The sequence below is a fragment of the Bradyrhizobium sp. USDA 241 genome (genome assembly GCF_049739505.1).
GTDB lineage: Bacteria > Pseudomonadota > Alphaproteobacteria > Rhizobiales > Xanthobacteraceae > Bradyrhizobium > Bradyrhizobium liaoningense.
Map to the genome: position 1 here is coordinate 4254035 of NZ_JBMGPZ010000005.1, position 25007 is coordinate 4279041.

The following is a 25007-nucleotide window of genomic DNA, read 5'->3' on the forward strand; positions in this document are numbered from 1 at the left end:
TTCGCCCAAAGATAAGCAGAACCCGCCCCGAGGCAAGCAGGGCTATCGCATATGAGAGCTTTTCCCTGCGGCCATCCTTCGAGACGCCCGCCTTCGGCGGGCTCTCAGGATGAGGACCGAGTGCGCGGCAGCATTTTCAGCGGGCACCGATCATACTTAGCCCGTCTTATTCGCGAGAGGGCGCCTGAGAGGCTGGCGAGCGTGGTGTAAAGCGCTGATGCGGCGTAGGATTCGGTTGCGAAGCCACCCCATCACCTTCAACCGCGAACGCCACGCCCGCCATGACCGATGATACGATTTCAGACCACTATCGAGAAGCAAGAATTCAACACAAATAAAACCTCTGCCTCGCGCTCGATCTCTTCATGCTTGATAGTCTCGTTTCGGAGGCTGAGCACCTACCGCGTCTAATAGGCCGCTCGCGCCGGTTTCTTTGGACGCGGCACGACCGCGACTCCACGTTTCGGCACAGAAATGATCGGGAGTCACTCAATCTTTCTTCAACTTAACCCGTCTTATTCGTAAGAGTGCGCCTGAGGGGTAAAGCGCTGATGCGGCGTAGGATTCGGTTGCGAAGCCAACCCCATCACCTCCAACCGCGAACGCCACGCCCGCCATGACCGACGATACGATTCCGCCCTTCTCGTTTCCAGCCGTTCACGCCAAGAAAGTCACAGCTGCCTTCGATGGTGGGCGCCTAACCTCGAACGGGGGCGTGATGCTTCTGGCGATGGCCGAGCGGCGTCTCGGTTTGGCCAACAATCTGGCCCGGGTGTTCCCGGATCGGCGCGATCCGACGCGGGTCGTGCACAGCCTGGTCGATATGTTCCGCGCTCGCATGTTCGCGATCTGCTGCGGCTACGAGGACGCCGACGACCTCGATCATCTGAGGTCCGATCCGGCATTCAAACTGGCCTGCGGTCGCCTACCGGACACGGGCCGGGATTTGTGTTCCCAGCCGACGCTGTCGCGGCTGGAGAATGCTCCGCGCCTGCGCGACGTGATCCGGCTGACCTACACTTTGGTCGACGCATGGATGGATAGCTACCCGCGCGAGCCGGCATCCGTCACGCTCGACATCGATGATACCTGCGACGTCGTCCACGGCCATCAGCAGCTCTCGCTGTTCAACGCTCATTATGACGAACGCTGCTTCCTGCCGATCCACGTCTACGACACGGAGAAGAGCCGGCCCGTGGCCGTCGTGCTGCGGCCCGGCAAGACGCCGGGCGGCGTCGAGGTGCGTGCCCATCTGCGCCGCCTGGTACGGCATATCCGGACGCGATGGCACAACACGCAAATTACGTTCCGTGGCGACGGGCACTATGCCCGGCCGGAGGCCATGGCGTGGTGCGAGACCAACGGCATCGACTACATCTTCGGTCTGTCCGGCACCAAGCCTCTCGCCAGAAAAGTCGACGAGGTCGCCGACGACATCCGCACCCGACGCGCCATCGAGAACCTGCCGGTTCTGCGTGGCTATACCGAGACGCGCCACAAGGCAAAGTCCTGGGATCGCGAACGGCGCACCGTCGCCCGTATTGAGGCGACGATGCTCGGCCTCGACATCCGTTTCGTCGTCACCAGCCTCGATGTCGGCTCGGCCGATGGATCTACGACAGCCTGTATTGCGCGCGCGGCCAAGCCGAGAATCTGATCAAGCTGCATAAGACGCAGCTCGCCTCCGACCGCACCAGCTGCCGTTCGGCGCTCGCCAACCAGGTCCGTCTCGTGCTCCATACGGCCGCTTATTGGCTGATGCTGACCGTGCGCGACGCCATTCCCAAAGTCCGGGAATTGGCCGCTGCCGAGTTCGCGACGCTGCGTCTTCGGCTCTTGAAAATCGCCGCCCGTGTCGTCGAGACCACGAGCCGCATTCGCCTTGCGTTTGCCGCGGCATGTCCCGAAGCCGACCTGATCTGCGGCTTGCCCGGCGCGCTGCTGCCGCTCGGTCCTTGACCGGCGGGGCGTCCGCCCCCGTTCGCCCAACCCATCCCTCAAGCGCGTTGCAAAGTACCGGTCGTCAGGCGGCGAAAAGCCGAAGGCAATCCTGTGCGCCTCGTCAGACAAGATGTGCGGCCGCATCAATCGGGCCCAAAAGCCGCACTCTCACGAATAGGACGGGTTAGCCTCATCCTGAGGAGACCGCGAAGCGGTCGTCTCGAAGGACGAGGCGCGCGTTCAGGCCCCGCCAAGATATGCGACTGCCCTGCGAGGCAAGGGGGCTACGTCATGGCTGCTGCGATCTGCTTCAGCCGTTCGGCCGTGCGCTCGTCGGCCGGAAAGAATGTCTCCAATGCCAGCTCCGACAGCGTGATGTCCACGGGCGTGCCGAACACCATGGTGGTGGAGAAGAAACTAAGTATCTCGCCCTCGTGCCGCAGCTTGAAGGGAATGGCGACATTGTCGCTCGACAGCGGCGCCGAACGCGCCGGAATGGGATAGCTCTTCAGATCATTGTAGAGCTTGATCAACTCGGGATCGGCCGTGGCCTCGCATTGGCGGTGCAGCCGCTCCAGCAGATGGCCGCACCATTCCGCGAGATTGACCGTGCGAGGCGCCAGCGCCTCGGGATGGAACGCGAGCCGCAGCACGTTGAGGGGCTGGCCGAGCAGATGCGGCGGGACGCCTGCGAGCAGCGGTGCCACCATGCGATTGGTGGAGACCAGGTTCCAGTGCCTGTCCACCGCAAGCGCGGGGTTGGGCTCATGTGCTTTAAGCACCAGGTCGATCGCCCGACGGGCTGAGTTCAAGGCGGGATCCTCCAGCGTGCGCTGCGGGAACGCCGGCGCGAAACCGGCGGCAACCAGCAGCACGTTGCGTTCGCGCAAGGGCACGTCGAGGCGCTCGGCGAGCCGCAGCACCATGTCGCGCGAAGGCGCCGCACGGCCGGTCTCGACGAAGCTCAGATGCCGCGCCGAGATCTCGGCTTCGCCCGCGAGATCGAGCTGGCTCATGCGGCGGCGCTGCCGCCATTCGCGCAAATGGTCGCCGATATGGACCGGCTGGCTGCGTTCGGTACGTGCCGTGGAAGCATGTGCGTTCATGGTCGAAAACCTAGCATGCGGATTTCGGCCCTTCCATTACTCGCGAGGTAATCGAATTGGGGCGCGACCGCGCGCATCTTTGGTCGCAACAGGAGATGACCATGATCCCACTGCTGCTCTATCGCACCGTTGCAGACCACGTCCTACCCTGGGCCACGGCATTCGCAACGCGGATGCTGGCCCGCAGCCTCAACATGCCCGAGCCGCTGGTGCACTCGACCGGCGACTATGTCGTCGCCCGGGTCATCGCCTTCGAGCACGGCGTCGGCAGGAGCCTCTGCCCGTTCCGCCTCGCCCGCCTGGTCCGCGCCTGCTGGCGCGGTCGGCGTTGAGTTCCACCCCGAGCCCCCCAACCCAGGAGACCCAAGATGATCGAAGCCTCTACCTTCCTGCGCCGCGCACTTCTCGCCGACGCCGTCTTCAGCGGCATCGCCGCGCTCGGCTTCACCTTCGGTGCAGGTGCGTTCGCGACACTGTTCAATCTGCCCGAAGCATTACTGCTCGAAGCCGGCCTGTTCCTGATCGCCTACACCGCGCTGGTCGGCTGGCTCGCCTCGCGCGCCTCGGTGCCGAGACTGCTCGTCCTGCTGGTCGTCGTCGGCAATGCGGCCTGGACGGTCGGCAGCATCGCTCTGCTGCTCTCGGGCGCGGTGTCACCGAACCTCCCCGGCGAGCTCATGGTTGTGGCGCAGGCGATCGCGACCGGCGTGTTCGCCGAGCTGCAATATGTGGGATTGCGGAAGAGCGCGAGCGTGGTGGCAGCGTGAGGCCGCACCACGTGCCATCGTCGCCCGGCTCGGCCGGGCGACGACAATATTCCACAGACAATCAGCCCATGCGGACAAGCTGCGGCGTGAGGATGGTTCGGTCCCGGCTCCGCGGCACTTAAGCAGGAAGCGTGAGCTTGTTACGCCCTTGCGCGACCGACCTTGCCGGCGAAGTGCTTGCCGTTCAGCTTCTTCTTTTTCGCCGTCGCGCTCTTCGCATCCGCCTTCTTGGCCTTGCGCTCGGCCCGCGCCTTCACCGTGGCGCGTTCGGCTCGCGCCTCGGCACGCAGCTTCTTGCGCTTCCTCTCGCAAGAGTCGCACTTGCAGCCGATCGGCTTCAGATAGGCTTTGAAATAGTCGGTGCCGTAGTCGTAGTTGATCTCCTCACCCGGCTCGATGTTCTTGATCGCGCGGATGAAGACCTTGCGCTCGCGCGGCCGGACGTCGGATTCGGCGTTGGGCCGGCAGGAATGGTTGATGTAGCGGGCAAGGTTCTTGCGCACCGACCCGTCGATGGTCCAGCGGCCGTTGAGCTCGAACAGATATTTGTTCTCGATCTCGTCCTGCTCGGGAATCTTGGAATCCAGGATCGGTCCGAAATAGCGGATGATCCGGGTGCCCTTCTTGATCGGCTTGGTGGCGAAGAGGCCGAGCCCGGTCTTGGAACGGCCGACGCGATAGGGTTTGTTCGAGGATGTGGCTGGCATGATCAGGAGTACGAAGGCGCGAACGAGGCTGGAGGAGCCCAAGCGAAGCCGCTCTTCTAGAACGATTCCGTGCCGCTGTCAGGTGTCTGGCGGTGCTGTTTGAACCTTGCCCACAATCAAGGCGTCTGATGGTACGAAGTTCCAGCTGCCTCGAAGTGTCATCATGATCCGTATGACCGCCCCATCGCTCACCGCGCTGCTGATCTGCGCCGGCCTCGGTTGCGCCAACGCCCAATCCGTGGGCAGCAGCTACACCTCGACGGCGCCGAAGGACTGCCGCCAGATCGGCAAGCCCAGCGACCTTGACGGCAGCACCACGCGGGTGTGTCCGGGCAAGGACGGGCTCGTGGTGCTGATCGCCGAGGATGATCTGCGCGAGATCGTCTCCGTCGGCCGCAATCGCAAGCAAGCTGCGGAGGAACCGGCAGCCGACGTCTGGTTCGCGCCGTTCAACTCATCCGAGAGCACCGTCGAATGGCGCACTGCCGGCGAAAAGCCGTTTGCGATCATCCAGCGCTGGCACATCGCGGACAACACCGATCCCGACAAGCAGGGACGGCCGAAGACCAAAGCCATGCTGGTGGTGACCCGGCTCCCGCCGGGCCCGGTCTGCCACGTCGCCTATGTCGACGCGATCGCCAACCCGGCTGCCAATGAGCTCGCCCGCAAGGCCGCCGACGATTTCGCCCGGGGCTTCGGGTGCGGAAAGGACAAGGTGAAGATCATCGGCACAAGCGGGCGCGCCGTCGAGCTCGCGACGATGCGCTAGCCTCTCGCCTTGGCACGGCGATAGACGCCTCACCATGGGGGGAGTTGCGTTGGGATCAGGGGCCCGGCAGCTTCCCCGAGATCGGAGCCGTCAGCATCGCCTCGAGCAGCCGTTCGGCGCTTGTGCCCTCGGGCAGCCGCGCCAGAATATCCTTCAGCCGGCCGTCGAGCAGCAGCATGGTGAAGCCGTGCACCATCGACCAGGCGCGCGCGATCGCCGCGCCCTGGTTCAGGGTCAGCGCGTCTTCGCTGATCTGCTCCTGCCGCATCATGCCGATCGCATTGGCAAGCCCCGCGAAGGACGCCTCGGCGGCCTCGTGCAGCGAGGGTCTCGAATAGTCGAGCCGCTCGGTGCGGAACATGATGCCGTACATGCCGGGATGCGCCTGCGCATAGGCAACATAGGCTTTCGGCCTCGCCAGCGCGCGTTCGAGCGGCGTTGTGGCAGCATCGCAGGCCGACGCCATCGCGGCATTAAACTGGCGAAAGCCGACGGCGGCGAGCTCGCTGAGAAGCCCCGTGAGATCGCCGAAATGATGAGTGGGCGCGGCATGCGAGACGCCCGCCTCGCGCGCCACCGCGCGCAATGTCAGGCCGGCGAGCCCGTCGCGCTCGAGCACGCGTTCGGCGGCCTTGAGCAGCGCTTCGCGCAGGGCCCCGTGATGATAGGGTGTCTCGGTCCTCGCAGCCGCCGGGCGCCGTGCGGGACGCGCCTGCGCCTTCGCTGCCGACGATGTCTTTTTCGGAGTGCGCAGGTTACGCGCGGTTTCGCTCTTGCCCATGGGACAAGCTATATGATGCGATATTGACAGTGTAAAGATTTTGCTTGACTGGAACGGCAATCGGCATTATCTAATCTTTACGATGTAAAGATAGGGAGCAACGCCGTGCAGCAGGTCGCCGAGCGCCGCAGCAATATCGCACCGATCCCGTTCGAGGCCGACGCGCCCGTCCTCAAGATCATCGGCGAATTGCCGCGCGAGCTGAACGGCACGCTCTACCGCAACGGGCCCAATCCGCAGTTCGAATCGCCCGGCGCGCACTGGTTCGTGGGCGACGGCATGCTGCACGCCTTCCATCTCGAAAACGGCCGCGCAAGCTATCGCAACCGCTGGGTCCGCACGCCGAAATGGCTCGCCGAGCACGATGCCGGCCGGGCCCTGTTCGGCGGCTTCGGCCGCAAGCTGCCGGATGCACCGGCCAACCTCACCGATGGTGGCGTCGCCAACACCAACATCATCTTCCATGCCGGCAAGCTGCTCGCGCTGGAAGAAGCGCACCTGCCCACGGAGATCGAGCCGGGCACGCTGGCGACGCGCGGCTATCACAACTATCAGGGCCGCGTCGCCGGCAGTTTTACCGCGCATCCGAAGATCGATCCCGTCACGCGCGAACTGGTGTTCTTCGGCTACAACGCCGCGGGACCGTTGACGCCTGCCCTCTCCTACGGATCGATCGACGCATCCGGCAAGGCGACGCGCTTCGAGCGCTTCGAGGCGCCCTATGCCAGCATGGTGCACGATTTCATCGTCACCGAAAACCATGTGCTGTTTCCGATCCTGCCGATCACGGGCAGCATGGAGCGCGCGATGAGCGGACGGCCGCCCTATGCCTGGGAGCCGGACAAGGGCGCCTATGTCGGCGTGATGAAGCGCAGCGGCACCGCCAAGGACATCGTCTGGTTTCGCAGCGAGGCCTGTTACGTCTTCCACGTCATGAATGCGTGGGACGACGGTCACCGCATCGTCGCCGACGTCATGCAGTTCGAGGAAGCGCCGCTGTTTCCTCATCCCGATGGCCGCCCCACCGATCCGGAGAAATCGCGGGCCCGCCACTGCCGCTGGACGTTCGATCTCGCAGGCAATACCGACCGCTTCCAGCAGACATACCTCGACGATCTCACCGGCGAATTCCCCCGCATCGACGACCGCCGCGCCGGACTGAAAAACCGACACGGCTGGTACGCCTGCGCCAATCCGAAACTGCCGATGTTCGGCGCGCTGTCGGGCATCGTGCATGTCGACGGCAACGGTAGAAGGCTCGGCCATTACCTGCTGCCGGCCGGCGACACCATCTCCGAACCGGTGTTCGTCGAGCGATCGAAAGATGCGGCCGAGGGCGACGGCTGGCTGCTGGCGGTGATCTGGCGGGCGCGTGAGAACCGCAGCGACCTCGCCGTGTTCAACGCCACCGATGTCGAGGCCGGCCCGGTCGCACTCGTCCAGCTCGGGCACCGCGTGCCCGACGGCTTTCACGGCAATTGGGTGGGCACGGCGTAGCCATCATCGTCATTTCGGGGCGGGACGAAGTCGCGAACCATGATGCGCAATGCGCCACCCAGTTCACGTTTGGCGTCGCCCCGGATGACGGAAAGAGGAGTTTGATGCACATGCCCTCGATCACCACGGGCTGCTTCGCCCTCCTCGCCCTCGCCTGCATCACGTTCGCCCTCCGAATGATCCGGCTGCGGCGAAGCAGCCATGCCATTTTCAACGGCGGCATCCTGCTCGCCGCCGGCCTTCTCATCATCTCTGCGCTGCCGATCCTGTCGCGCCTGCCCTGGGCGGAACTGGTTGACGTGTCCGACCAACTCGTTGCAGCACTTCATTTTTTGGAGGTCGCCTACGTCATTTTGACACTGTAAAGATTATGCTTGACCCGACCTCGCTCTTGAATTACTAATCTTTACAACGTAAAGATCAACTTGACCGAGGCGGGCCATGACGATTTTCGTGATCCTTGCGCCCTACGGCGCCTTCACTTTTCTGATGCTGGTGACCTCGGCCACTTCAAGCGTGTTCGCGGCTTCCGCGATCTGCCTCGGCACGGTCGCGATCGATGTCGCGCGCGGCCGCTCCGTGAAAATCCTGGCCGCGGGCTCGGCGATCGTATTCGCAGCGATCGGCCTTTACCTTACGCTGATCGATCCCGCGCTCGGCACGCTCGGCGTCAAGCTGTCGGTCGATGTCGGCATCTTCGTCATCTCGCTCGGCTCGATGCTGATCCGCCGTCCCTTCACGCTGCAATATGCACTCGAATCCGTGCCGACCGAGGCCGCGGCGATGCCCGGCTTTCTCCGCGCCAATTACATCATCACCGCCGCGTGGACGGCAGCCGCCCTGTTGATGACGGCCGCCAATCTCGTGCTGCTCTACGCCCCCGGCCTGCCGCTCTGGTCGAGCCTTGCGGTTGCTTTTGCCGCCCGCAACAGTGCGATTTACTTCACAAAGTGGTATCCCGAGCATTGCCAGATCAAGTACGGTACGCCTGCCCGCGCATTGCCCAATGCCCGCTGAACAGGATCGACGATGAAGGACGTATTCGCCCGCCTCGCCTCCGACCTCTTCTCCGCCATAGTCTTCCTGGTCGTCTATCTCATCACCGACAACGTCATCCTGGCGACGTCGGTGGCGATCGCCGGCGCGTTCGCGCAAGTGGTCTACGCCCGCATCAAGGGACAAGAGCTCAACTACATGACCTATGCGAGCCTCGCGCTCGTCGTCGTGCTGGGCACGGTCACGCTCTTGACCAATGATCCCCGCTTCATGCTGGCAAAGCCCGCGATCGCGCATTTCGCGATCGGCCTGATCATGCTCAAGCGCGGCTGGATGCTGCGCTACATGCCGCCGATCGTCGTCGAGACCGTTCCGGAATATGTGACGGCTGCGGGCTATGCCTGGGCGGCGCTGATGTTCGTGATCGGCGCCGGCGTGATCGTGGTCGCCTCCACAGGCGATCTGAAGCTGTGGGCGTTCTACCTCACGGTGGTCGCAGGCGGAGGCAAGATCCTGGCCTTTGCCGTGCAATACGTCGTCCTGCGCCTCATCGTCACCAGCCGCCGGCGTGCCGCCGCCCGCGCCTAAATGCCCTAAGCACGGTGCGATTGGGATGAATCGTCATCGCGCTTTAGGTCGTTGTTTAAGCATGATCTTTTCGGAAAACCGCTGCGCACTTTTCCGGATCATGCTTTTGCGCAGGGTTAGGCAGGAGCCGCAAGTTGGGCTATAGCCTCGCTCAGGACGGCCCGCGGATCGTCGCGGACCGCCGAAATCTGTTCGGGAGACGGGAATGGCCGTAGACGGCAACTGGAATCTGACGATGACGACGCCGATGGGCGAGCGCCAGGCGACGCTGACCCTGCTGAGTTCCGGCGGCACGCTGACAGGCACGCAGGGCGCAGAGGGCAACACCGCAGAGATCTTCGACGGCACCATCAGTGGCGACGCCGTCAACTGGAAGGTTTCCATCACCAATCCGATGCCGTTGACACTCGAGTTCATCGGAAAGGTCTCCGGCGACAGCATGAGCGGCGAGATGGGCATCGGCCCGATGGGCAGCTTTCCGTTTACGGGCGTACGGGCGTAACGCCGCGGCTTCGGCACATGCCCAACATCCGCCTCGTAGCGGCGACGTTGCTGTGTGTCGCAGTATCGGTGGCGGCGCACGCGGAAGACACCGAACCGGCGTGGCGCGCTAGCGCGCTCGCCATGGTGCCGCCAGGCTTTGTGGCCGGCACCGCCTATCGGACCAATGGCTCGACCGGTTATCTCGCCGTTGATCCCGCGACATCGAATGATCCGAAGACGCCCGCAAGCGTGTTCGCCGCACGCCAGGCGCTCGTGGTCACGCTGACGGCGGATGCGGTACGCGCAGTCTCGGCGGAGTTGAAGCCGCGCCCCGAGTCCGACCCTGACAATGACGACACCGATTTCGCAAAGCTGCACGCCGATCTCGCCGCCAAGCGCGCCAGCTTGCCCGCAGGCACCGAGCCCTGCGATCTCCGCGCCTGGTCCATCGACAAGGACCCGGGCGGCCTCAACGTGCGTGCCGAGCCGTCGGTAAAGGCGCGTGTGCTCGGCACGTTGCCACCGCCCTACCGGCTCAAGCTCGGAGGCAGCGAGAACACGCCCGACGGCGGCTGGCTCACCGAATTCCGCATCATCGGCTTCAGGGACGGCTGGTTCCTGATCGAAGGCGCGAAGCCACCCGGGAAGGACTACGAGGACGAGAAGAGATATCCGCGCAGCGCGCCAAAGCCCTATGCCGGGCGCGGCTGGGTCGCGGCCAACAAGGTGGGTGCGGCCTATGCCAATGGCGCCACGCGCATGGGCGGGCTGTTCCAGGCGCCCTTCGTCGATGCCAAATGGATGCCGGCGCAGCGCGAGCTCGGCGGCGCGCTCGACACCGACGGCGGCCCGAAGCGCATCTTAGCCTGCAGCGGCTTGTGGGGTCTCGTCGAGAGCCACGACGGCGTCCGCGGCTGGTGGCGCGCGCTGTGCTCGAACCAGGTCACGAATTGCAGTTAGGGCCGCGGAAGCTTCCGCATCGTCATGGCCGGGCTTGTCCCGGCCATCCACGCCTTGCTCGCGGCGAAGAACGTGGATGCCCGGGACAAGCCCGGGCGTGACGGTCTCCTGCGAAGGCACATGTGACATCACTGCGCGCGTGCGCGGTATGTAAGGCTAGCCCAGGTTCAACTCCTTGAAGAAGTCGTTGCCCTTGTCGTCGATGATGATGAACGCCGGGAAGTCGACGACCTCGATGCGCCAGATCGCTTCCATGCCGAGCTCGGGATATTCGAGCACCTCGACCTTCTTGATGCAGTGCTCGGCGAGGTTCGCGGCGGCGCCGCCGATCGAGCCGAGATAGAAGCCGCCATATTTCTTGCAGGCCTCGCGCACGGCGGGCGCGCGGTTGCCCTTGGCCACCATCACCATCGAGCCGCCGGCGGCCTGTAACTGGTCGACGAAGGAATCCATGCGGCCTGCTGTGGTCGGGCCGAACGCGCCAGAGGCGTAGCCTTCGGGCGTCTTGGCGGGGCCGGCATAGTAGACCGGGTGGTTCTTGAAATAGTCCGGCAGCGGCTCGCCCTTCTCCAGCCGCTCGCGCAGCTTGGCATGGGCGCTATCGCGCGCGACGATCATGGTGCCGGTCATCGAGACGCGGGTCTTGATCGGATATTTCGAGAACGTCGCCAGAATGTCCTTCATCGGCTGGTTGAGGTCGATCTTGACGACCTCGCCGCCGAGCGACTGCTCGACCTCAGGCAGGTACTGCGCCGGGTTGTGCTCGAGCTCCTCGAGATAGACGCCGTCCCTGGTGATCTTGCCGAGCACCTGGCGGTCGGCCGAGCAGGACACGCCAAGCCCGATGGGAAGCGATGCGCCGTGGCGCGGCATGCGGATCACGCGCACGTCGTGGCAGAAATATTTCCCGCCGAACTGCGCGCCGACGCCGAGCGACTGCGTCATCTCATGGATTTCCTTTTCCATCTCGACGTCGCGGAAGGCGTTGCCGTCGGGCGAGCCGTGCGTCGGCAGCGCATCGAGATAGCGGGCGGAGGCGAGCTTCACCGTCTTCATGCACAGCTCGGCCGAGGTGCCGCCGATCACGATGGCGAGGTGATAGGGCGGGCACGCCGCGGTGCCGAGGGTGAGGATCTTCTCCTTCAGGAAAGCGAGCAGCCGGTCCTTGGTCAGCACCGAGGGCGTCGCCTGGAACAGGAAGCTCTTGTTGGCGGAGCCGCCGCCCTTCGCCATGAACATGAATTTGTAGGCGTCATCACCTTCGGCGTAGATCTCGCACTGCGCCGGCATGTTGTTGGCGGTGTTCTTCTCTTCGTACATCGAGAGCGGCGCGACCTGCGAGTAACGCAGATTGCGGCGGAGATACGCGTCGCGCGCGCCTTCCGACAGCGCGGCCTCGTCGTCACCGTCGGTGATGACGTTGCAGCCCTTCTTGCCCATGATGATCGCGGTGCCGGTGTCCTGGCACATCGGCAGCACGCCGCCGGCGGCGATGTTGGCGTTCTTCAGGAAGTCGAGCGCAACGAATTTGTCGTTCGGGCTCGCCTCGCCGTCCTCCAGGATCGCGCGGAGCTGCTTCAGATGACCGGGCCGCAGGTAGTGGTTGATGTCGCCAAAAGCCGCCTCCGACAGCGCCCGCAACGCCTCGCGCGACACCACCAGCATGTCCTTGCCGAGGACCTTCTCGACCCTGACGCCCTCGGACGAAATCTTCTTGTAGGGCGTCTCGTCCTTGCCCAGCGGAAACAGCGGGGTGTGCTTGTAGGGCGGAACGGGCTTGGACTGATCGGGAAAGGCCGTGGGAGCGTTCATGGGGCGGATCTCGGGGTTTCGGGGCCTCGCGGGCCTCCAGGCATAGAAGGGTTCTAAGCGCATTTTGGCCAGAAAAGAAAGGGAGCGGTGCGCATGGGAGAGGCTGGCCGGGCTCGGGAAGGTATTGGCACAGCTCGTGGAAATGCCTCTGCCCGCCCTTGCGCTTCGCGTCCGCCGACGCTTGAATGCGCGCGCTAAGGGGCTTTTCATCATGACATTGAACTTGAACGTCCGCGGCGCGATCCTGGTCGCCGCCGCCATCGCCGGCATTGTGGCCCTCGCGTCACCCGCGCGCGCCGACCGCTGCGACGACAGCGCCAAGGAGCTTGCAAACCAGGTCGATCGCCTGAAGGTGAATTTCCGGGCGGCCAACGTCGTCTACATGACGCACCCGGCGGCCAAGGAACTGTCCGTCGCCTGCCGCGGCGACAAGTACTCGATCGAGCTCTATGCCAAAGGTGATCGCAAGCCCAAGCCGGAGTTCTATGCGCTGGTGGGATCGATGGCCGCGATCGTCTTCACCGTGACGAAGGACGACACGACGACGGGCGCGACACGCTGCCTGAAGCGGATGGGCCTGTTGCGCGGCGACAAGGTCAGCATGCGCTATCGCCGGCTCAACATGGAATGCACCCGCTCCAAGACGGAGGCTTCCATCGCGATCACCCGCGGCAAGGACGAATAGGGCGGCATACTCCTCGCTCTTGCTGCGGGCACGGCGCAGCTGGCGCGCAATAGCTGGCCACGTACTCCGTCATTGCGAGCGCAGCGAAGCGATCCAGAAATCTGTCCGCGGAGACAGTCTGGATTGCTTCGCCGCAAGGGCTCCTCGCAATGACGGGGAGAGGCCTCGTCGTCTCCTGTTTGCACCGCGCGGATGAGACGCATACACGGCATTCACCGCACCATTTCCCTCGCATTTTAGCGATTGGCTTGAAGGAAATTTCGCTCCTCGCAGGGCAGGCTGAATTGTTTCCATATGTGAGGATTTGTGGATGAAGGTTTCCACCGTGGCGCCCCCGCCGATCGCGATCGTGGTTCCTAACTACGACACGACCAAGCAGCAGGACGACCAGACCAAGGTCCAGGACGAGGATCCGACCTTCAAGCCGCAACCGCCCGCGCCCCTGCCGCCGGGTCAGGGCACGCGGATCGATCAGCTCGCCTGATCAGGCTTGCCACGGCTGAAGCGCCCGATCCGGTCGATCGGGCCTTCGCGCGTCCGGCCGCATCTTTGCCGGGTAGCTGCACCAATATCGTGCGCCGCTCACCCGGGACCTGCGCATGATCGCACGCCTGCTGTTGCAGAACACGGTCTTCGTCGTCGCCATGGGCGGGTGCTGTTCGCATGCGCCGGAACACTGCAGTGGCCGTCGGCCTGGACGTTCCTCGCCACCTCCGCGCTCCTCGGCCCGCTCTGCGGCTGGTGGCTCTACCGGATCGATCCGGCGCTGCTCGCCGAACGTCTGCGGTCGGTGCTGCAAAAGGATCAGCCCGCCGCCGACAAGATGTTCATGACGGTCTTCGTCTTCGTGATGCTGGCCTGGCTAGTCGTGATGGGGCTTGACCGGCGCTTTAAATCCTCCGACGTGCCGACTGCGTTGCAGGCGTTCGGCCTCGTGCTGTTTCTGGCCTCGACACTGTTCACTATGTGGGTCTTCCGCGAGAACTCGTTCGCCGCGCCCGTGGTGAAGCTGCAAACCGAGCGCGCTCAGCACGTGGTCTCGACCGGTCCCTACGCCCATGTCCGCCATCCCATGTACAGCGGCATGGTGCTGTTCTTCGCCGGCCTACCGTTGCTGCTGGGGTCGTGGTGGGGACTTGCGATGCTGCCGCTCTTCATCGCCTTGTTCGCGGTCCGCATCTCCATCGAGGAGCGCACGCTGCGCGAGGGCCTGCCGGGCTATACCGACTATACGGCGCGGGTGCGCTATCGCCTCGTCCCCGGCGTCTGGTGAGGGGCTGATCCTTTTCCCGTCCGAACCGCTAACCGTCCAGCTCGCGGTAGCGGCGGAAGATACCCTGCTCGTTGAAGGGAATGCGGCGCTCGCTTTCGAGATAGGCCTTGACGTTCGGCCGCGCGGCGATGCGGTCGTGCAGACCGACAAGGCCGGGGACATCCGCTTCGAACGCCTTCATGCGCCTGGGGAAGGCATAGCGCAGCCCGTCGACGATCTGGAATAGCGAGAGATCGACGTAGGTCAGGCGGCGACCGGTAACATAGGTGCCGCCGCTCCCGTCGAGAAGCCGCTCGAAATAGGCGAGATATTTCGGCACGCGCTCTTCCCAGAAGTCGGCCGTGCGCTTTTTCGCCGGTGCCTTCTGGTCCTCATAATAGAGCGAGGGTCCGAGCGGATGATGGGTGTCGTGGATCTCGACGACGAAGTCCGTGATCGTGAGCTGAAGCTGGTGCACCCAGAGCCTGCCGGCTTCCGTCTTCGGCGCAAGCCCATGGCGGGCACCGAGATAGAGCAGGATGTTGGCGGTCTGGCCGATGACGAGCTTGCCTGCTTTCAGGAACGGCGGCGCAAAAGGCGGCGTGCCCTCGTGCGCATCCATCATCTTCATCATCGCGGCAGTCCCGCGCGGACCGCGCGCGACATCGACGTAAGCGGCCCCCGCCTCCTCCAGCGCCAGCCGCACATATTCGCCGCGGCCCTGGATCTCGGGCCAGTAATAGAGCTCGTATTTCATGGGAGGGGATCCGTGCACGTGGAGCGACGGAACCAATGTATCACTCGCCGCAAGGTTCCGTCAGCGCCGCAGCGACGGCTGCCGCTAAACACTCCGTCATTGCGCGCGCAGCGAAGCCATCCGGAGTCGTTCCGCGGAAGGGATTCCGGATTGCTTTGCAATGCTCGCACTGGCGCGAAGAGAGCGGTGGGCCCAACGAAAAGGGCGCCGTGCCCGAGGCACGACGCCCTTCCTCGCAAATCGCTTGCGATCAGTTGGTCTGCTGGATCGCCGACAATTCCCAGCCGCTGCCCGGTCTGCGGGCAAACGTCCAGATCTCGGTGGCCTCGCCCGGCTGCTCGCTGCCGGCAACGATGGCGCCGGTGTTGCGGTCGACCGTCTTGTCGGTGAGCGCGAAGCGCAGCGCCACCGTGGCGTACTCGGTCTCGCCTTCCCGCCAGGCTTCCGCGAGGTCGCCCTGCAGCAGCTTGACGTCGGTCACCTTGTTGACGACGTTGCGCGCGCGGTTCTGGGCAAGGTCCTGCTCGAAATAGGAGACCATTTCCGGCGTCGCGAGCGTGTGGAGCTTGGCCACGTCCTCGTTCGACCAGGCGGTCTGAACCTCGCCGAGCAGGCGCTCGAACGCCTCATAATCGTCCGGCTTGATCTCGAGCGGCGCGTTGTTGGCACCGAAGCCGAAGCCGCCAAGACCACCGGCAAGACCGCTGCGATGGCTCGTCTGCGGTCCAGGCGCTGCGCCTGCATCAGCATTTGCATTGGCATAAGCCGCCCGCGGGGCGTGACGGCGCTGCCACCACGACATGGCCAGCCGCACCACCAGCACAACGAGCGCGATCTGGATGATCAGGCCGAGGATCGAGGACAGGCCGCCGAGGCCGCCGAACAGGCCGCCGCCGAACAGCATGCCGAGCAGGCCAGCGCCGAGGAAGCCGGCCGCAAGGCCGCCCATGAAGCCGCCAGCCCGGCCGAACAGGCCGCCGCGCGCAGGCGCGGAGGCAGCCGAATTCATGCCTGCGCCCGGCTGGGTGTAGGTGCGGTTGAACTGCGAGGTCGAGCCCGGCGCGGTCGTGGTCGACGGCGGGGCCGAATAAGAGCGCGAACCGCGCGAACCCGACGACATGCCGCCGCCGGCGCGCGCGTCGGCGGACGAGATCGCGAGTGCAGTCGGCAGCGCAAGCGCCAGCACGACGGCGATCGCCTTGAAGAGACTGCGGGAGCGTAGCGAGAAAGTCATGTGCGTTTCCCAAATCCCCGGCATGGGGACGTGCGCTTAAGATGGGCAGACTTCCCGAAAAGTGAAGCCGGTTTCGGAACTTGTTGCTGCGGCCCTCAGTCGCGGGGATGTGGCAAAAACCCATATTTGGCGGGGGCTTGGCCGGGCGGTGGCAGGGAACTGCGGCCGCGGGCTACCGGCGGGTTCGGGGCGGAATTTCAGCTTTCTCCCGCGTCGTTGCGAAGCGCAACTCTATCCACCGTCATTGCGAGGAGCCCTTGCGACGAAGCAATCCAGGATCTTTCCGTGGAGACAGCCTGGATTGCTTCGCGGAGCCTGTCATCGGGCCGCGCTTCGCGCGGACCCGGTGGCTCGCAACGACGGAGAATGCGGGAACGGCATAGTGCCTCTTGCCCTCACCCCTGCTTGTTCATCGTCTCCTTTACCGCCGCCACGAGCTGGCTGAGCGTGAAGGGCTTCGGCAGGAAGTCGAACTGCTGGCCTTCGGGCAGGCTCTTCTCGAACGCGTCCTCGGCATAGCCCGAGACGAAGATGAACTTGATGTCGGGGTTCTTTTCGCGCATCGCCTTCAGCAGCGTCGGGCCGTCCATCTCGGGCATGACGACGTCGGAGACGACGAGATCGATCGCCCCGCTCTGCTCTTCCAGCACCTCCATGGCCTCGACGCCGTTCTCGGCCTCGACCACGGTGTAGCCGCGCGAACGCAGGCCGCGGGCGTTGAGCGCGCGCAGGCCCTCCTCGTCCTCGACCAGCAGGATGGTGCCCTGCCCGGTGAGATCGGTGCGCGGCTTGGCCTCGGCGGCCGCGGCTTCCTTCGCGGCGCCGCCGGTCGCGCTGGCCGCGGCTGCGGGCTGCTCGACCTGCACGTCCTGCTCGGCGTGATGGCGCGGCAGGAAGATATGGAACGAGGTGCCCTGCCCCGGCTCGGAATCGACATAGATGAAGCCGCCGGTCTGCTTGACGATGCCGTAGACGGTGGAGAGCCCGAGGCCGGTGCCCTTGCCCACTTCCTTCGTCGAGAAGAACGGCTCGAAGATCTTGTCGCGGATATCGGCGGGAATGCCGGTGCCGGTGTCGGCGACCTCGATCCGGACATAGTCCGCAGCCGGCATGCCCTTGTAGGCGAGCTTGCCCGCGTCCTCGGTGGTGACGTTTGCAGTCCGGATGATCAGCTTGCCGCCGTCCGGCATGGCGTCGCGCGCGTTCACCGCCAGGTTGACGATCACCTGCTCGAACTGGGAGACGTCGACCTTCACCGGCCAGAGGTCGCGACCGTGGACGAGGTCGAGCTTGACCTTCTCGCCGATCAGCCGGCGCAGCAGCATGGTGAGATCGGACAGCGCATCGCCGAGATCGAGCACCTGCGGCCGCAGCGTCTGGCGGCGCGAGAATGCGAGCAGTTGCCGCACCAAGGTCGCGGCGCGCGTCGCGTTCTGCTTGATCTGCATGATGTCCTGGAACGACGGGTCGGTCGGCTTGTGCGCGTTCAGCAGGAAGTCGTTCGCCATCATGATGGCGGACAGCACGTTGTTGAAGTCGTGGGCGATGCCGCCGGCGAGCTGGCCGACCGTCTCCATCTTCTGGGACTGGTTGATCTGGTTCTCTAGCGCGCGCCGCTCGGTGGTCTCGAGCATGTGCACGATGGCGGCTTCCGCGTCATTCTCGGCCGAATCGACCGGCGTGACGAAGAACTGGCCCCAGCGCTCCTTCGCCCCTTCCAACGCCACCTCGACCGGCGCGATGTCGGCCTTGCCTTCGGCGGCCTGGTTGATGGCCGCGATCAAAAGCTGCCGGTCGCGCGAGCTGACCGCGCGGAAGATCGACTTGCCGGCGCTGTCGAGCCCGAGCGCCTGTCCGAGCTTGGCATAGCGCGCATTGGCCCGCACGACGTTGCCGGCGCGATCGACGGTCGCGATCGCCATCGGCGTGTGGTCGAAGAAGCGCATGAAGCGCACTTCGGCGGCGCGGTCGGGGTCGCTGCGCTCGTCGCGGGCGCGGCTGATCACGAGCGTGCGCGACGGCCCCGGCGCGCCGTCGGCGCCGAAGGCGAGCTTGTGATAGAGCCGCACCGGCATGGTCTTGCCGGTGCGCATGCGCAGGTCGATGTCGAAGACTTCGGTCTTCACTTCGCCCGGTACCGCCACGATGGAGGTGAGCAGCGAGGCGCCGTCGCCGGAGACGATGTCGGTGAGCTTGAGGCCGCCCGAACCGATCTCGGCGAGATCGTAGTCGAGCCAGTTCGCCAGCGTCGCATTGACATAGGCGAGCTCTCCGGCCGGATTGACCGAGAAGAAGCCGCATGGCGCGTGATCGAGATATTCGATCGCGTGCTGGAGCTCCTGGAACACGTCCTCCTGGCGTTCGCGGTCCCGGGTGATGTCGGCGATCGACCACACCGCGTATTTCGCCTCGCGCTTTCCGGTGCCGAGCGGGCGCACCCGCATGCGCAACCAGCGGCCCTGGCTGCCGTCATGGCCGGAGATGCGCACCTCTTCCTGCTGCCGCTTGCCTTCGCGGGCGGCCTTGAGCAGGCGGAACACCGCTTCGGAGACATCAGGGTTGCCGATGAAGACACGCTCGACGGGACGCACGTCCTGGGGGCCGCTGGCGCCGGTCAGCGTCAGATAGGCGGCATTGGAATAGACCACGTGTCCGCGCGCGTCGGTGACTGCGAGCCCGTCGAAGGCGTGATCGGAGATGTGGCCGATGATGGGATCGTCGAGATTGCGGTCCGCGAAGCGGATGATGCCGGCGGCGAAGGCGAACAGGTTGAACAGGCCGACCATCGCCAGCACGGCGAGGATGCCCAGGATGTAGGGCTGCGCCTGCGCGCGCCCGAGCGTCATCAGGCCGACGGCGACCGCGACGAGGCCGGCGGCCACCAGCAGCACCAGCGCAATGCTGCCCGAGCGCGGCGACGGCTCGTGCGCCGCAACGGGCTCGCGTGTGAGGTCGTGGTCGGTCTCAGCAGTCATATCGAGCTGGCGCAGCCTGTCGGCAAAGAATCAACGCGTTACGGGGCGCGTGGGGTCCTCCCTGCCTGAATCGGACCCAAAGGTGCAAGGGCAGCAGCGGCGAAAGGTACGCTGATTCCCAGATTACGGCCATTTCCGGTATTTTTCGGGTGTTTTATCCCCGCCCGGCGCTGAATCCCCGCTTCAGCCGCATGACGTAGCCGATGACTTCGGCGACCGCATGATAGTGCTCGGTCGGGATTTCCTGGTCGATGTCGACTGTGGCGTAGAGCGCCCGGGCCAGCGGAACGTTCTCCACGATCGGGATGTCGTGCTCGCGCGCGATCTCCCGGATCTTGAAGGCGAGGTTGTCGACGCCCTTGGCGACGCAGATCGGCGCCGACATGCCCCGCTCGTAGGAGAGCGCCACCGAATAGTGGGTCGGGTTGGTGATGATCACCGAGGCCTTGGGAACCGCCGCCATCATGCGTTTCTTGGCGCGCTGCTGCCGCAACTGCCTGATCTTGCCCTTGATGTGCGGATCACCTTCGGATTGCTTGAATTCCTCCTTGATCTCCTGAAGCGACATCTTCTGCCGCTGGAACCAGCTTCGGTACTGGAAGAAGTAATCGGCGATGGCGACAATCGCGAGCGCCGCGACCACCGCTCCGAGCAGATGAATGGTCATGCTGGTTGTCGCGCCGAGCATGCCGGCCGGATCGAGCCGGACCATCGCCTCCATGCGGTGCCGCTCCGGCCACAGGATCATGGTCATGACCGCGCCGAGCAAGACCAGCTTGCCGACGCCTTTGAGAAAATTGGCGGCCGCCTGCTTGCCGAAGATGCGCTTGAAGCCGGCGCCGGGCGAAATCTTGTTGAATTTGGGTTTCAGGGATTCGGCCGACCATACCAGGCGGTGCTGGAGCATGTTGCCGGCAATCGCCGCCAGCATCAGCATCAGGAGAGGCACGCCGACGGCCGCGAGCACGACGAATTCGATCTGCTGCATCAGCGCGAGCAGAGCCTTGCCGTCGGTCTTGATCATCCAGGAATTGGCGAGCAGGTTGCGCATCGGCGTCAGCAGCCCGCTGCCGACCGAGCCCGAGAAGGTCGAGACCACGAGCGTGCCGCCCGCCATCATGAACCAGGTGTTGATCTCCTGGCTCTTGGCGACGTCGCCGCGTTCGAGCGCATCGTCCAGGCGCTTTTGCGTCGGGTCCTCTGTTTGACTTTCGGGATCGTTGTCTTCCGCCATCGATCGACCCCGTCACTTGAGCGGCATCATCTGGTGCATGACACCGATGAAATAATCGAGAAACGTACCCATCATCGCGGTCAGCACCACGGCGAGCACCAGGAAGCCTGCGAAGATCGACAGCGGCACGCCGACGAAATAGACCTGCATCTGCGGCATCAACCGCGCCAGCACGCCGAGCCCGATGTTGAAGACGAGGCCGAACACCAGGAACGGTCCCGAGAGCTGCAGGCCCAGGCGGAACGCGGCGGTGAAGGCGCGCGTCGCCAGCGAGGCGACATCGCCGCTCGATACGGTCTCGCCCGGCGAGAAGATCGTGTAGCTGTCGTTCAGCGCCGCGATCACCAGATGGTGGCTGTCGGTAGCAAACAGCAGCGTCACGCCGAGAATGGTCAGGAAGTTGCCGACCAGCACGCCCTGCTGTCCCTGCGTCGGATCGACCGAGGTGACGAAGCCAAGCCCCATCTGCTGCGCGATCACGGATCCCGCAACCTGGAGCGCCGACAGCGTCACGCGCGCTGTCGCGCCCAGCACGATACCGATCGCGATCTCATGCAGCATCAGGACCAGCAGCGGCGCGAGCGAGCCCATGTCGACGTGGTAGGCGTTTCGATGCAGCGGCAGGATGATCAGCGTGAGCATCAGCGCGATCGACAGCTTTATCCGCGTCGGGATGTTGGTCTCACCCAGCCCCGGCAGCAGCATCACCATCGCGCCGACCCGGGCGAAGGCGAGCATGAAGGAAGCGGCGAGCGCCGGCAGCAGCGAGACGTCGATGCGCATAATTCACGCATCTTGCCTCAGCCGCCGATGATTCGCGACGATATACGCATCATGTGGGCGTGGAGCGAGTCGGCCATGAACGGCAGCGCCAGCAGCATCGTGGCGAAGATGGCAAGGATCTTGGGCACGTAGATCAGCGTCTGCTCCTGGATCTGCGTCAGCGCCTGGAACAGCGACACGATGACGCCGACCACGAGGCCGACCACCATCAGCGGGGAGGACACGATCACGATGGTCCAGATCGCATCGCGTGCGACGTCGAGGGTCTCGGGTCCGGTCATTTTCGATTTCTCACTGTGAATTTGTTGTCGTCATTCCGGGGCTCGCGAAGCGAGAGCCCGGAATCCATACTCCCGATCGTGGTTATGGATTCCGGGCTCGCGACTTCGTCGCGCCCCGGAATGACAATCAGATCGGCATCTTCATGATGTCTTCATACGCCGCGATCACGCGATCGCGGACCGAGACCAGCGTGGATACCGCGACGTCGGTGTCTGCGACCGCCGTCACCACGTCCATCACGTTGGCCTTGCCGGCGGCCATCGCCACCGTCTGCGCATCGGATTTGCGGCCGGACTCCATGACGCTACCGACGGCGTCCTTCAGCAGCGAAGCAAAGGATTGCCCGGTCGGCTCGCTGCCCTTGCCGGCGCCGCCGTTCTCGAGCACGCGGGCAAGATTGGCATAGGCGTTCGCGGCGATTGTCGGTGATGCCATGACTCAGATGTCCTGTTCAGCTCTTGAGGATGTCGAGCGTGCGCTGGATCATCCGGCGCGTCGCACTGATGATGTTGAGATTGGCCTCGTAGGACCGCTGCGCATCGCGCATGTCGGTTATCTCGACCACCGAGTTCACGTTGGGATATTTGACGTTGCCGCTCGCATCCGCGGCCGGATTGTTCGGCTCGTATTTGACGCGGAAGTCGGACTGGTCAGGCTTGATCCTGCCGAGAGTGACGACCTGCGCGTCCAGCGTGCGGTCGAGCGCGGAGGAGAAGGTCGGAACCTTGCGCCGATAGGGATCGCCGCCGGCGGTCTGCGCCGTCGAGTCGGCATTGGCGATGTTTTCCGAGATCACCCTCATGCGCCCGGCCTGCGCGCGCAGGCCGGAGGTGGCGATCGCCATCGAGCGGGCAAAGTCGCTGCTGTCATTCGCCATGATGCGCCTCTAGCTCTCCTGGTTGCGGGATCACGCCTAGGCCTTGCCGATCGCGGTCTTGAGGAGGCGGAGGCTCTTCGAATAAAGCGAGGTCGCCGCCGCGTAGTCCATCTGGTTGCTGGCAGCCTTCATCATCTCCTCCTCGAGATTGACGGCGTTGCCCGCAGGGCGGGTCTCGAAGCCGGCGTTCTTGTCCTGGTCGAATGCGGAGGCGGCGCCCGATGGCGTCATGTGCGAGGCGCTGGTACGGGTCAGGGCCAGCGGCCCCATGGCCCCCGTGACGGCGCCGGTCCTGTCGAGCTTCGGCTCGACCAGGTCGCGCGGCCGGAATTTGGGCGTGTCGGAATTTGAGACGTTCTCGGACAGGACGCGCTGGCGCTCCTGGTGCCACTGCATCTTGGTGCGAAGCGCCGACAGCACCGGGAGGTCGTTGATGGACATCGTCGCGGCTCCTTCAGCCACCCTTGCGGACCCGAGGTCCGAAGCTAGGCAGAATTTGCCGCCTGTATGGTTAACAGCTGGTTAAGGACGCTCTCGAAGCTTGTCGCCGGGCGAGACACGATTTTGCGCGCCCGTGATTCTACGCCTCGAAAAGTGGCATTAACCCAACCGTTTGGCGGGGCGTGCACAGGCCAAGAAGTCGTTTTGGATCGGGCGATTCATGGGTTATTAAGAGTTGGGGACGGCAAAACTTGCCGTGGAACGTTAAGAAATCGCAGCTTGGGGCATCGTACGCCGGTGGTTGGCAAAGCTGACCAAGGGTACGAGAAAAGCGCCATTTGTCGGGGACAAGTATGCAAGGCAGCCCTATCACCTTCATCGTCGCGTTCATCGTCGTTCTGGCGTTGATCGGCGTCGCTGCATGGCTGGTTCGCCGATTCGGCAGCAGCCGGCTGGGCGCCAACACCCAACGCGGCAGGATGCCCCGGCTCGCCGTGATCGACGCCGCCGCGGTCGACGGCCGGCGCCGTCTGGTGCTGGTCCGGCGCGACAATGTCGAGCACCTCCTGATGATCGGCGGCCCCACCGACATCGTCGTCGAGCCCAATATCGTTCGCGCCGCGCCGAGCCGCGACCAGCTCCCGCAGCGTCCCAACGCCGCCGAGCCGCCGCGCCTTGCCCCCATGCCCGACGTCGGCAGTTGGGCCGACGAGGCGCCGCGGCCGGAACTGCTCGATCATCCCGAGCCGCAAATGCCCGAGCCTCCGCCGCGGCCCGCCCGCCCATCCTTCGCCGACGAGGTGCGCCGGCCTGCTCCTGCGCTGGCCGAACGTCGCAGCGAACCGCCCTTGGGAGGCTTTACACCCGAGCCGATTGCGCCGCGTCCCGAGCGCGAACCACGGCCCGAGCCCCTGCCGCCGCGCATCGCCCGCGGCGAACCGCCGCTGATGCCGCGTCCGCCGCGCCAGAGTGAACCGGTGAAGATGCCGCCACTGCGCCCGGAGCGCGCCGCAGCACCACCGCCGCCTCCGCCCGTGCCGCAGGCTGCGCCCGTTCCGCCGCCGGCACCGGCCCCTGTGCCCTCGAGCGCCGAGCAAAATCTCGCCGAAATGGCGCAGCGGCTAGAGGCTGCCCTGCGCCGCCCGGCCGGCGAAACGGTCGCGCCTCCGGTTGCGCCGGAGCCGCCGGCCGCGCCCCCGCGTGCCGCACGCAGCGAGCCGCCGGCGCCACCCACACCGGCAGCGAAGCCGGCCGCGGAAAAGACCAGCTTTGAAAATCTCGAAGACGAGATGGCCTCGCTGCTCGGCCGTCCGAAGCCGTCTTCGTGAGGTTGCCGGCCCTCCCGCGTAGAGTTCTTTTCCTTTCTGTCCTGATCGGCGCGGCCTCGCTCGCGATGCCGGCGCATGCCCAGGACATCAGCATCAATCTCGGCGGCGGCGCTGGCGGCGGCGTCACCGAGCGCGCGATCCAGCTGATCGCGCTGCTCACGGTGCTGTCGATCGCGCCGTCGATCCTGATCATGATGACCTCGTTCACGCGCATCGTGGTGGTGCTGTCGCTGCTGCGCACCGCGTTGGGCACCGCGACCGCCCCGCCGAACTCGGTGATCATCGCGCTCGCGATGTTCCTCACCTTCTTCGTAATGGGCCCGGTCCTGCAAAAGTCCTACGACGAAGGCATCCGCCCGCTTGTCGCCAACCAGATCGGCGTCGAGGATGCGCTCCAGCGCGCCTCCGTCCCCTTGCGCGGCTTCATGCAGAAGAACGTGCGCGAGAAAGACCTCAAGCTATTCCTGGATCTGTCGGGCGAGCCCCCGCCGGCCACCCCCGACGAACTCGCCCTACGCATCCTCGTTCCAGCCTTCATGATCTCCGAGCTGAAGCGCGCCTTCGAGATCGGCTTCCTGTTGTTTCTCCCCTTCCTGATCATCGACCTCGTCGTCGCCTCGGTGCTGATGTCGATGGGCATGATGATGCTGCCGCCGGCGACGATCTCGCTGCCGTTCAAGCTGATCTTCTTCGTGCTGGTCGACGGCTGGTCGCTGGTCGCAGGAAGCCTGGTGCAGAGCTACGGGGGGTGA

At 64.9% G+C, this 25007-nt stretch carries 26 protein-coding genes and 2 pseudogenes; 15 read left to right on the plus strand and 13 right to left on the minus strand.

Annotation, left to right across the window (positions count from 1 at the left end; all coding sequences use genetic code 11):
* The first annotated feature begins 616 nt into the window (after nt 1–616).
* A pseudogene (locus ABIF91_RS42535) lies at nt 617–1959 on the plus strand (IS1380 family transposase).
* A 266-nt stretch (nt 1960–2225) separates the two neighbouring features.
* On the opposite strand, the gene ABIF91_RS42540 reads toward ABIF91_RS42535, so the two are convergent.
* Nucleotides 2226–3047 (minus strand): helix-turn-helix domain-containing protein, encoded by an 822-nt coding sequence (locus ABIF91_RS42540; RefSeq protein ID WP_028181192.1) that lies wholly within the window; start codon nt 3045–3047, stop codon nt 2226–2228.
* Nucleotides 3048–3148: 101 nt separating this feature from the next.
* On the opposite strand from ABIF91_RS42540, the gene ABIF91_RS42545 reads away from it, so the two are divergent.
* On the plus strand, nt 3149–3379 hold the full coding sequence (locus tag ABIF91_RS42545; RefSeq protein ID WP_193374357.1) for a hypothetical protein: 231 nt from the start codon (nt 3149–3151) through the stop codon (nt 3377–3379).
* A gap of 36 nt (nt 3380–3415) precedes the next feature.
* Nucleotides 3416–3814, plus strand: a complete 399-nt coding sequence (locus ABIF91_RS42550; protein ID WP_028181194.1) for a hypothetical protein — start codon at nt 3416–3418, stop codon at nt 3812–3814.
* 140 nt (nt 3815–3954) lie between these two features.
* On the opposite strand, the gene ABIF91_RS42555 is transcribed toward ABIF91_RS42550, so the two are convergent.
* On the minus strand, nt 3955–4521 hold the full coding sequence (locus ABIF91_RS42555; RefSeq protein ID WP_028181195.1) for an SET domain-containing protein: 567 nt from the start codon (nt 4519–4521) through the stop codon (nt 3955–3957).
* Between the two features lie 163 nt (nt 4522–4684).
* Between ABIF91_RS42555 and ABIF91_RS42560 the strand changes: the two genes are divergently transcribed.
* Entirely contained in the window at nt 4685–5290 is a 606-nt protein-coding gene (locus ABIF91_RS42560) for a hypothetical protein (protein ID WP_028181196.1), read from the plus strand.
* 55 nt (nt 5291–5345) lie between these two features.
* Here ABIF91_RS42560 and ABIF91_RS42565 read toward each other — a convergent pair whose 3' ends face one another.
* On the minus strand, nt 5346–6071 hold the full coding sequence (locus ABIF91_RS42565; RefSeq protein ID WP_028181197.1) for a TetR/AcrR family transcriptional regulator: 726 nt from the start codon (nt 6069–6071) through the stop codon (nt 5346–5348).
* A 105-nt stretch (nt 6072–6176) separates the two neighbouring features.
* Here ABIF91_RS42565 and ABIF91_RS42570 point away from each other — a divergent pair, with 105 nt between their 5' ends.
* The 6 genes from ABIF91_RS42570 to ABIF91_RS42595 all read left to right on the plus strand — a co-directional run bounded on the left by ABIF91_RS42570 (nt 6177) and on the right by ABIF91_RS42595 (nt 10595).
* Entirely contained in the window at nt 6177–7568 is a 1392-nt protein-coding gene (locus tag ABIF91_RS42570) for a carotenoid oxygenase family protein (protein ID WP_028181198.1), read from the plus strand.
* 104 nt (nt 7569–7672) lie between these two features.
* A complete protein-coding gene (locus ABIF91_RS42575; RefSeq protein ID WP_028181199.1) occupies nt 7673–7933 on the plus strand; it encodes a hypothetical protein in 261 nt (86 codons plus the stop codon).
* Between the two features lie 76 nt (nt 7934–8009).
* Nucleotides 8010–8585 carry a hypothetical protein gene (locus tag ABIF91_RS42580; protein ID WP_028181200.1) on the plus strand — a complete coding sequence of 192 codons (576 nt, stop codon included), beginning with the start codon at nt 8010–8012 and terminating at the stop codon, nt 8583–8585.
* A gap of 12 nt (nt 8586–8597) precedes the next feature.
* Nucleotides 8598–9152 (plus strand): inner membrane-spanning protein YciB, encoded by a 555-nt coding sequence (locus ABIF91_RS42585; RefSeq protein ID WP_028181201.1) that lies wholly within the window; start codon nt 8598–8600, stop codon nt 9150–9152.
* A gap of 205 nt (nt 9153–9357) precedes the next feature.
* Nucleotides 9358–9654 (plus strand): hypothetical protein, encoded by a 297-nt coding sequence (locus tag ABIF91_RS42590; protein WP_028181202.1) that lies wholly within the window; start codon nt 9358–9360, stop codon nt 9652–9654.
* Between the two features lie 17 nt (nt 9655–9671).
* On the plus strand, nt 9672–10595 hold the full coding sequence (locus tag ABIF91_RS42595; protein ID WP_028181203.1) for a hypothetical protein: 924 nt from the start codon (nt 9672–9674) through the stop codon (nt 10593–10595).
* A 156-nt stretch (nt 10596–10751) separates the two neighbouring features.
* On the opposite strand, the gene ABIF91_RS42600 is transcribed toward ABIF91_RS42595, so the two are convergent.
* Nucleotides 10752–12407 carry a fumarate hydratase gene (locus tag ABIF91_RS42600; protein ID WP_028181204.1) on the minus strand — a complete coding sequence of 552 codons (1656 nt, stop codon included), beginning with the start codon at nt 12405–12407 and terminating at the stop codon, nt 10752–10754.
* 211 nt (nt 12408–12618) lie between these two features.
* On the opposite strand from ABIF91_RS42600, the gene ABIF91_RS42605 reads away from it, so the two are divergent.
* The 3 genes and pseudogenes from ABIF91_RS42605 (at nt 12619) to ABIF91_RS42615 (ending at nt 14365) form a co-directional block, all read left to right on the plus strand.
* Nucleotides 12619–13092, plus strand: coding sequence for a hypothetical protein (locus ABIF91_RS42605; RefSeq protein WP_028181205.1), 474 nt, complete (start codon nt 12619–12621; stop codon nt 13090–13092).
* 310 nt (nt 13093–13402) lie between these two features.
* Nucleotides 13403–13576 (plus strand): hypothetical protein, encoded by a 174-nt coding sequence (locus ABIF91_RS42610; protein WP_162832014.1) that lies wholly within the window; start codon nt 13403–13405, stop codon nt 13574–13576.
* 115 nt (nt 13577–13691) lie between these two features.
* A pseudogene (locus tag ABIF91_RS42615) lies at nt 13692–14365 on the plus strand (methyltransferase family protein).
* A 28-nt stretch (nt 14366–14393) separates the two neighbouring features.
* Here ABIF91_RS42615 and ABIF91_RS42620 read toward each other — a convergent pair.
* The 9 genes from ABIF91_RS42620 to flgB all read right to left on the minus strand — a co-directional run bounded on the left by ABIF91_RS42620 (nt 14394) and on the right by flgB (nt 22927).
* Nucleotides 14394–15101 carry a glutathione S-transferase gene (locus tag ABIF91_RS42620; RefSeq protein WP_028180899.1) on the minus strand — a complete coding sequence of 236 codons (708 nt, stop codon included), beginning with the start codon at nt 15099–15101 and terminating at the stop codon, nt 14394–14396.
* Between the two features lie 250 nt (nt 15102–15351).
* Nucleotides 15352–16359 (minus strand): Tim44 domain-containing protein, encoded by a 1008-nt coding sequence (locus ABIF91_RS42625; protein WP_028180900.1) that lies wholly within the window; start codon nt 16357–16359, stop codon nt 15352–15354.
* Nucleotides 16360–16730: 371 nt separating this feature from the next.
* Nucleotides 16731–19310 (minus strand): cell cycle histidine kinase CckA, encoded by a 2580-nt coding sequence (gene cckA, locus ABIF91_RS42630; RefSeq protein ID WP_028180901.1) that lies wholly within the window; start codon nt 19308–19310, stop codon nt 16731–16733.
* Nucleotides 19311–19464: 154 nt separating this feature from the next.
* Entirely contained in the window at nt 19465–20544 is a 1080-nt protein-coding gene (gene flhB, locus ABIF91_RS42635; protein WP_028180902.1) for a flagellar biosynthesis protein FlhB, read from the minus strand.
* A 12-nt stretch (nt 20545–20556) separates the two neighbouring features.
* Nucleotides 20557–21327, minus strand: a complete 771-nt coding sequence (fliR, locus tag ABIF91_RS42640) for a flagellar biosynthetic protein FliR (protein ID WP_028180903.1) — start codon at nt 21325–21327, stop codon at nt 20557–20559.
* Nucleotides 21328–21344: 17 nt separating this feature from the next.
* A complete protein-coding gene (fliQ, locus tag ABIF91_RS42645; RefSeq protein WP_028180904.1) occupies nt 21345–21608 on the minus strand; it encodes a flagellar biosynthesis protein FliQ in 264 nt (87 codons plus the stop codon).
* 127 nt (nt 21609–21735) lie between these two features.
* Nucleotides 21736–22044, minus strand: a complete 309-nt coding sequence (fliE, locus tag ABIF91_RS42650; protein ID WP_028180905.1) for a flagellar hook-basal body complex protein FliE — start codon at nt 22042–22044, stop codon at nt 21736–21738.
* Nucleotides 22045–22060: 16 nt separating this feature from the next.
* Nucleotides 22061–22486 (minus strand): flagellar basal body rod protein FlgC, encoded by a 426-nt coding sequence (flgC, locus tag ABIF91_RS42655; RefSeq protein WP_028180906.1) that lies wholly within the window; start codon nt 22484–22486, stop codon nt 22061–22063.
* Between the two features lie 36 nt (nt 22487–22522).
* Nucleotides 22523–22927 carry a flagellar basal body rod protein FlgB gene (gene flgB / locus ABIF91_RS42660; protein WP_028180907.1) on the minus strand — a complete coding sequence of 135 codons (405 nt, stop codon included), beginning with the start codon at nt 22925–22927 and terminating at the stop codon, nt 22523–22525.
* 353 nt (nt 22928–23280) lie between these two features.
* On the opposite strand from flgB, the gene ABIF91_RS42665 reads away from it, so the two are divergent.
* Both ABIF91_RS42665 and fliP read left to right on the plus strand, forming a co-directional pair.
* Nucleotides 23281–24255 carry a flagellar biosynthetic protein FliO gene (locus ABIF91_RS42665; protein ID WP_028180908.1) on the plus strand — a complete coding sequence of 325 codons (975 nt, stop codon included), beginning with the start codon at nt 23281–23283 and terminating at the stop codon, nt 24253–24255.
* Nucleotides 24252–25007 (plus strand): flagellar type III secretion system pore protein FliP, encoded by a 756-nt coding sequence (gene fliP / locus ABIF91_RS42670; RefSeq protein ID WP_028180909.1) that lies wholly within the window; start codon nt 24252–24254, stop codon nt 25005–25007. Before ABIF91_RS42665 ends, fliP begins: the two co-directional genes overlap by 4 nt.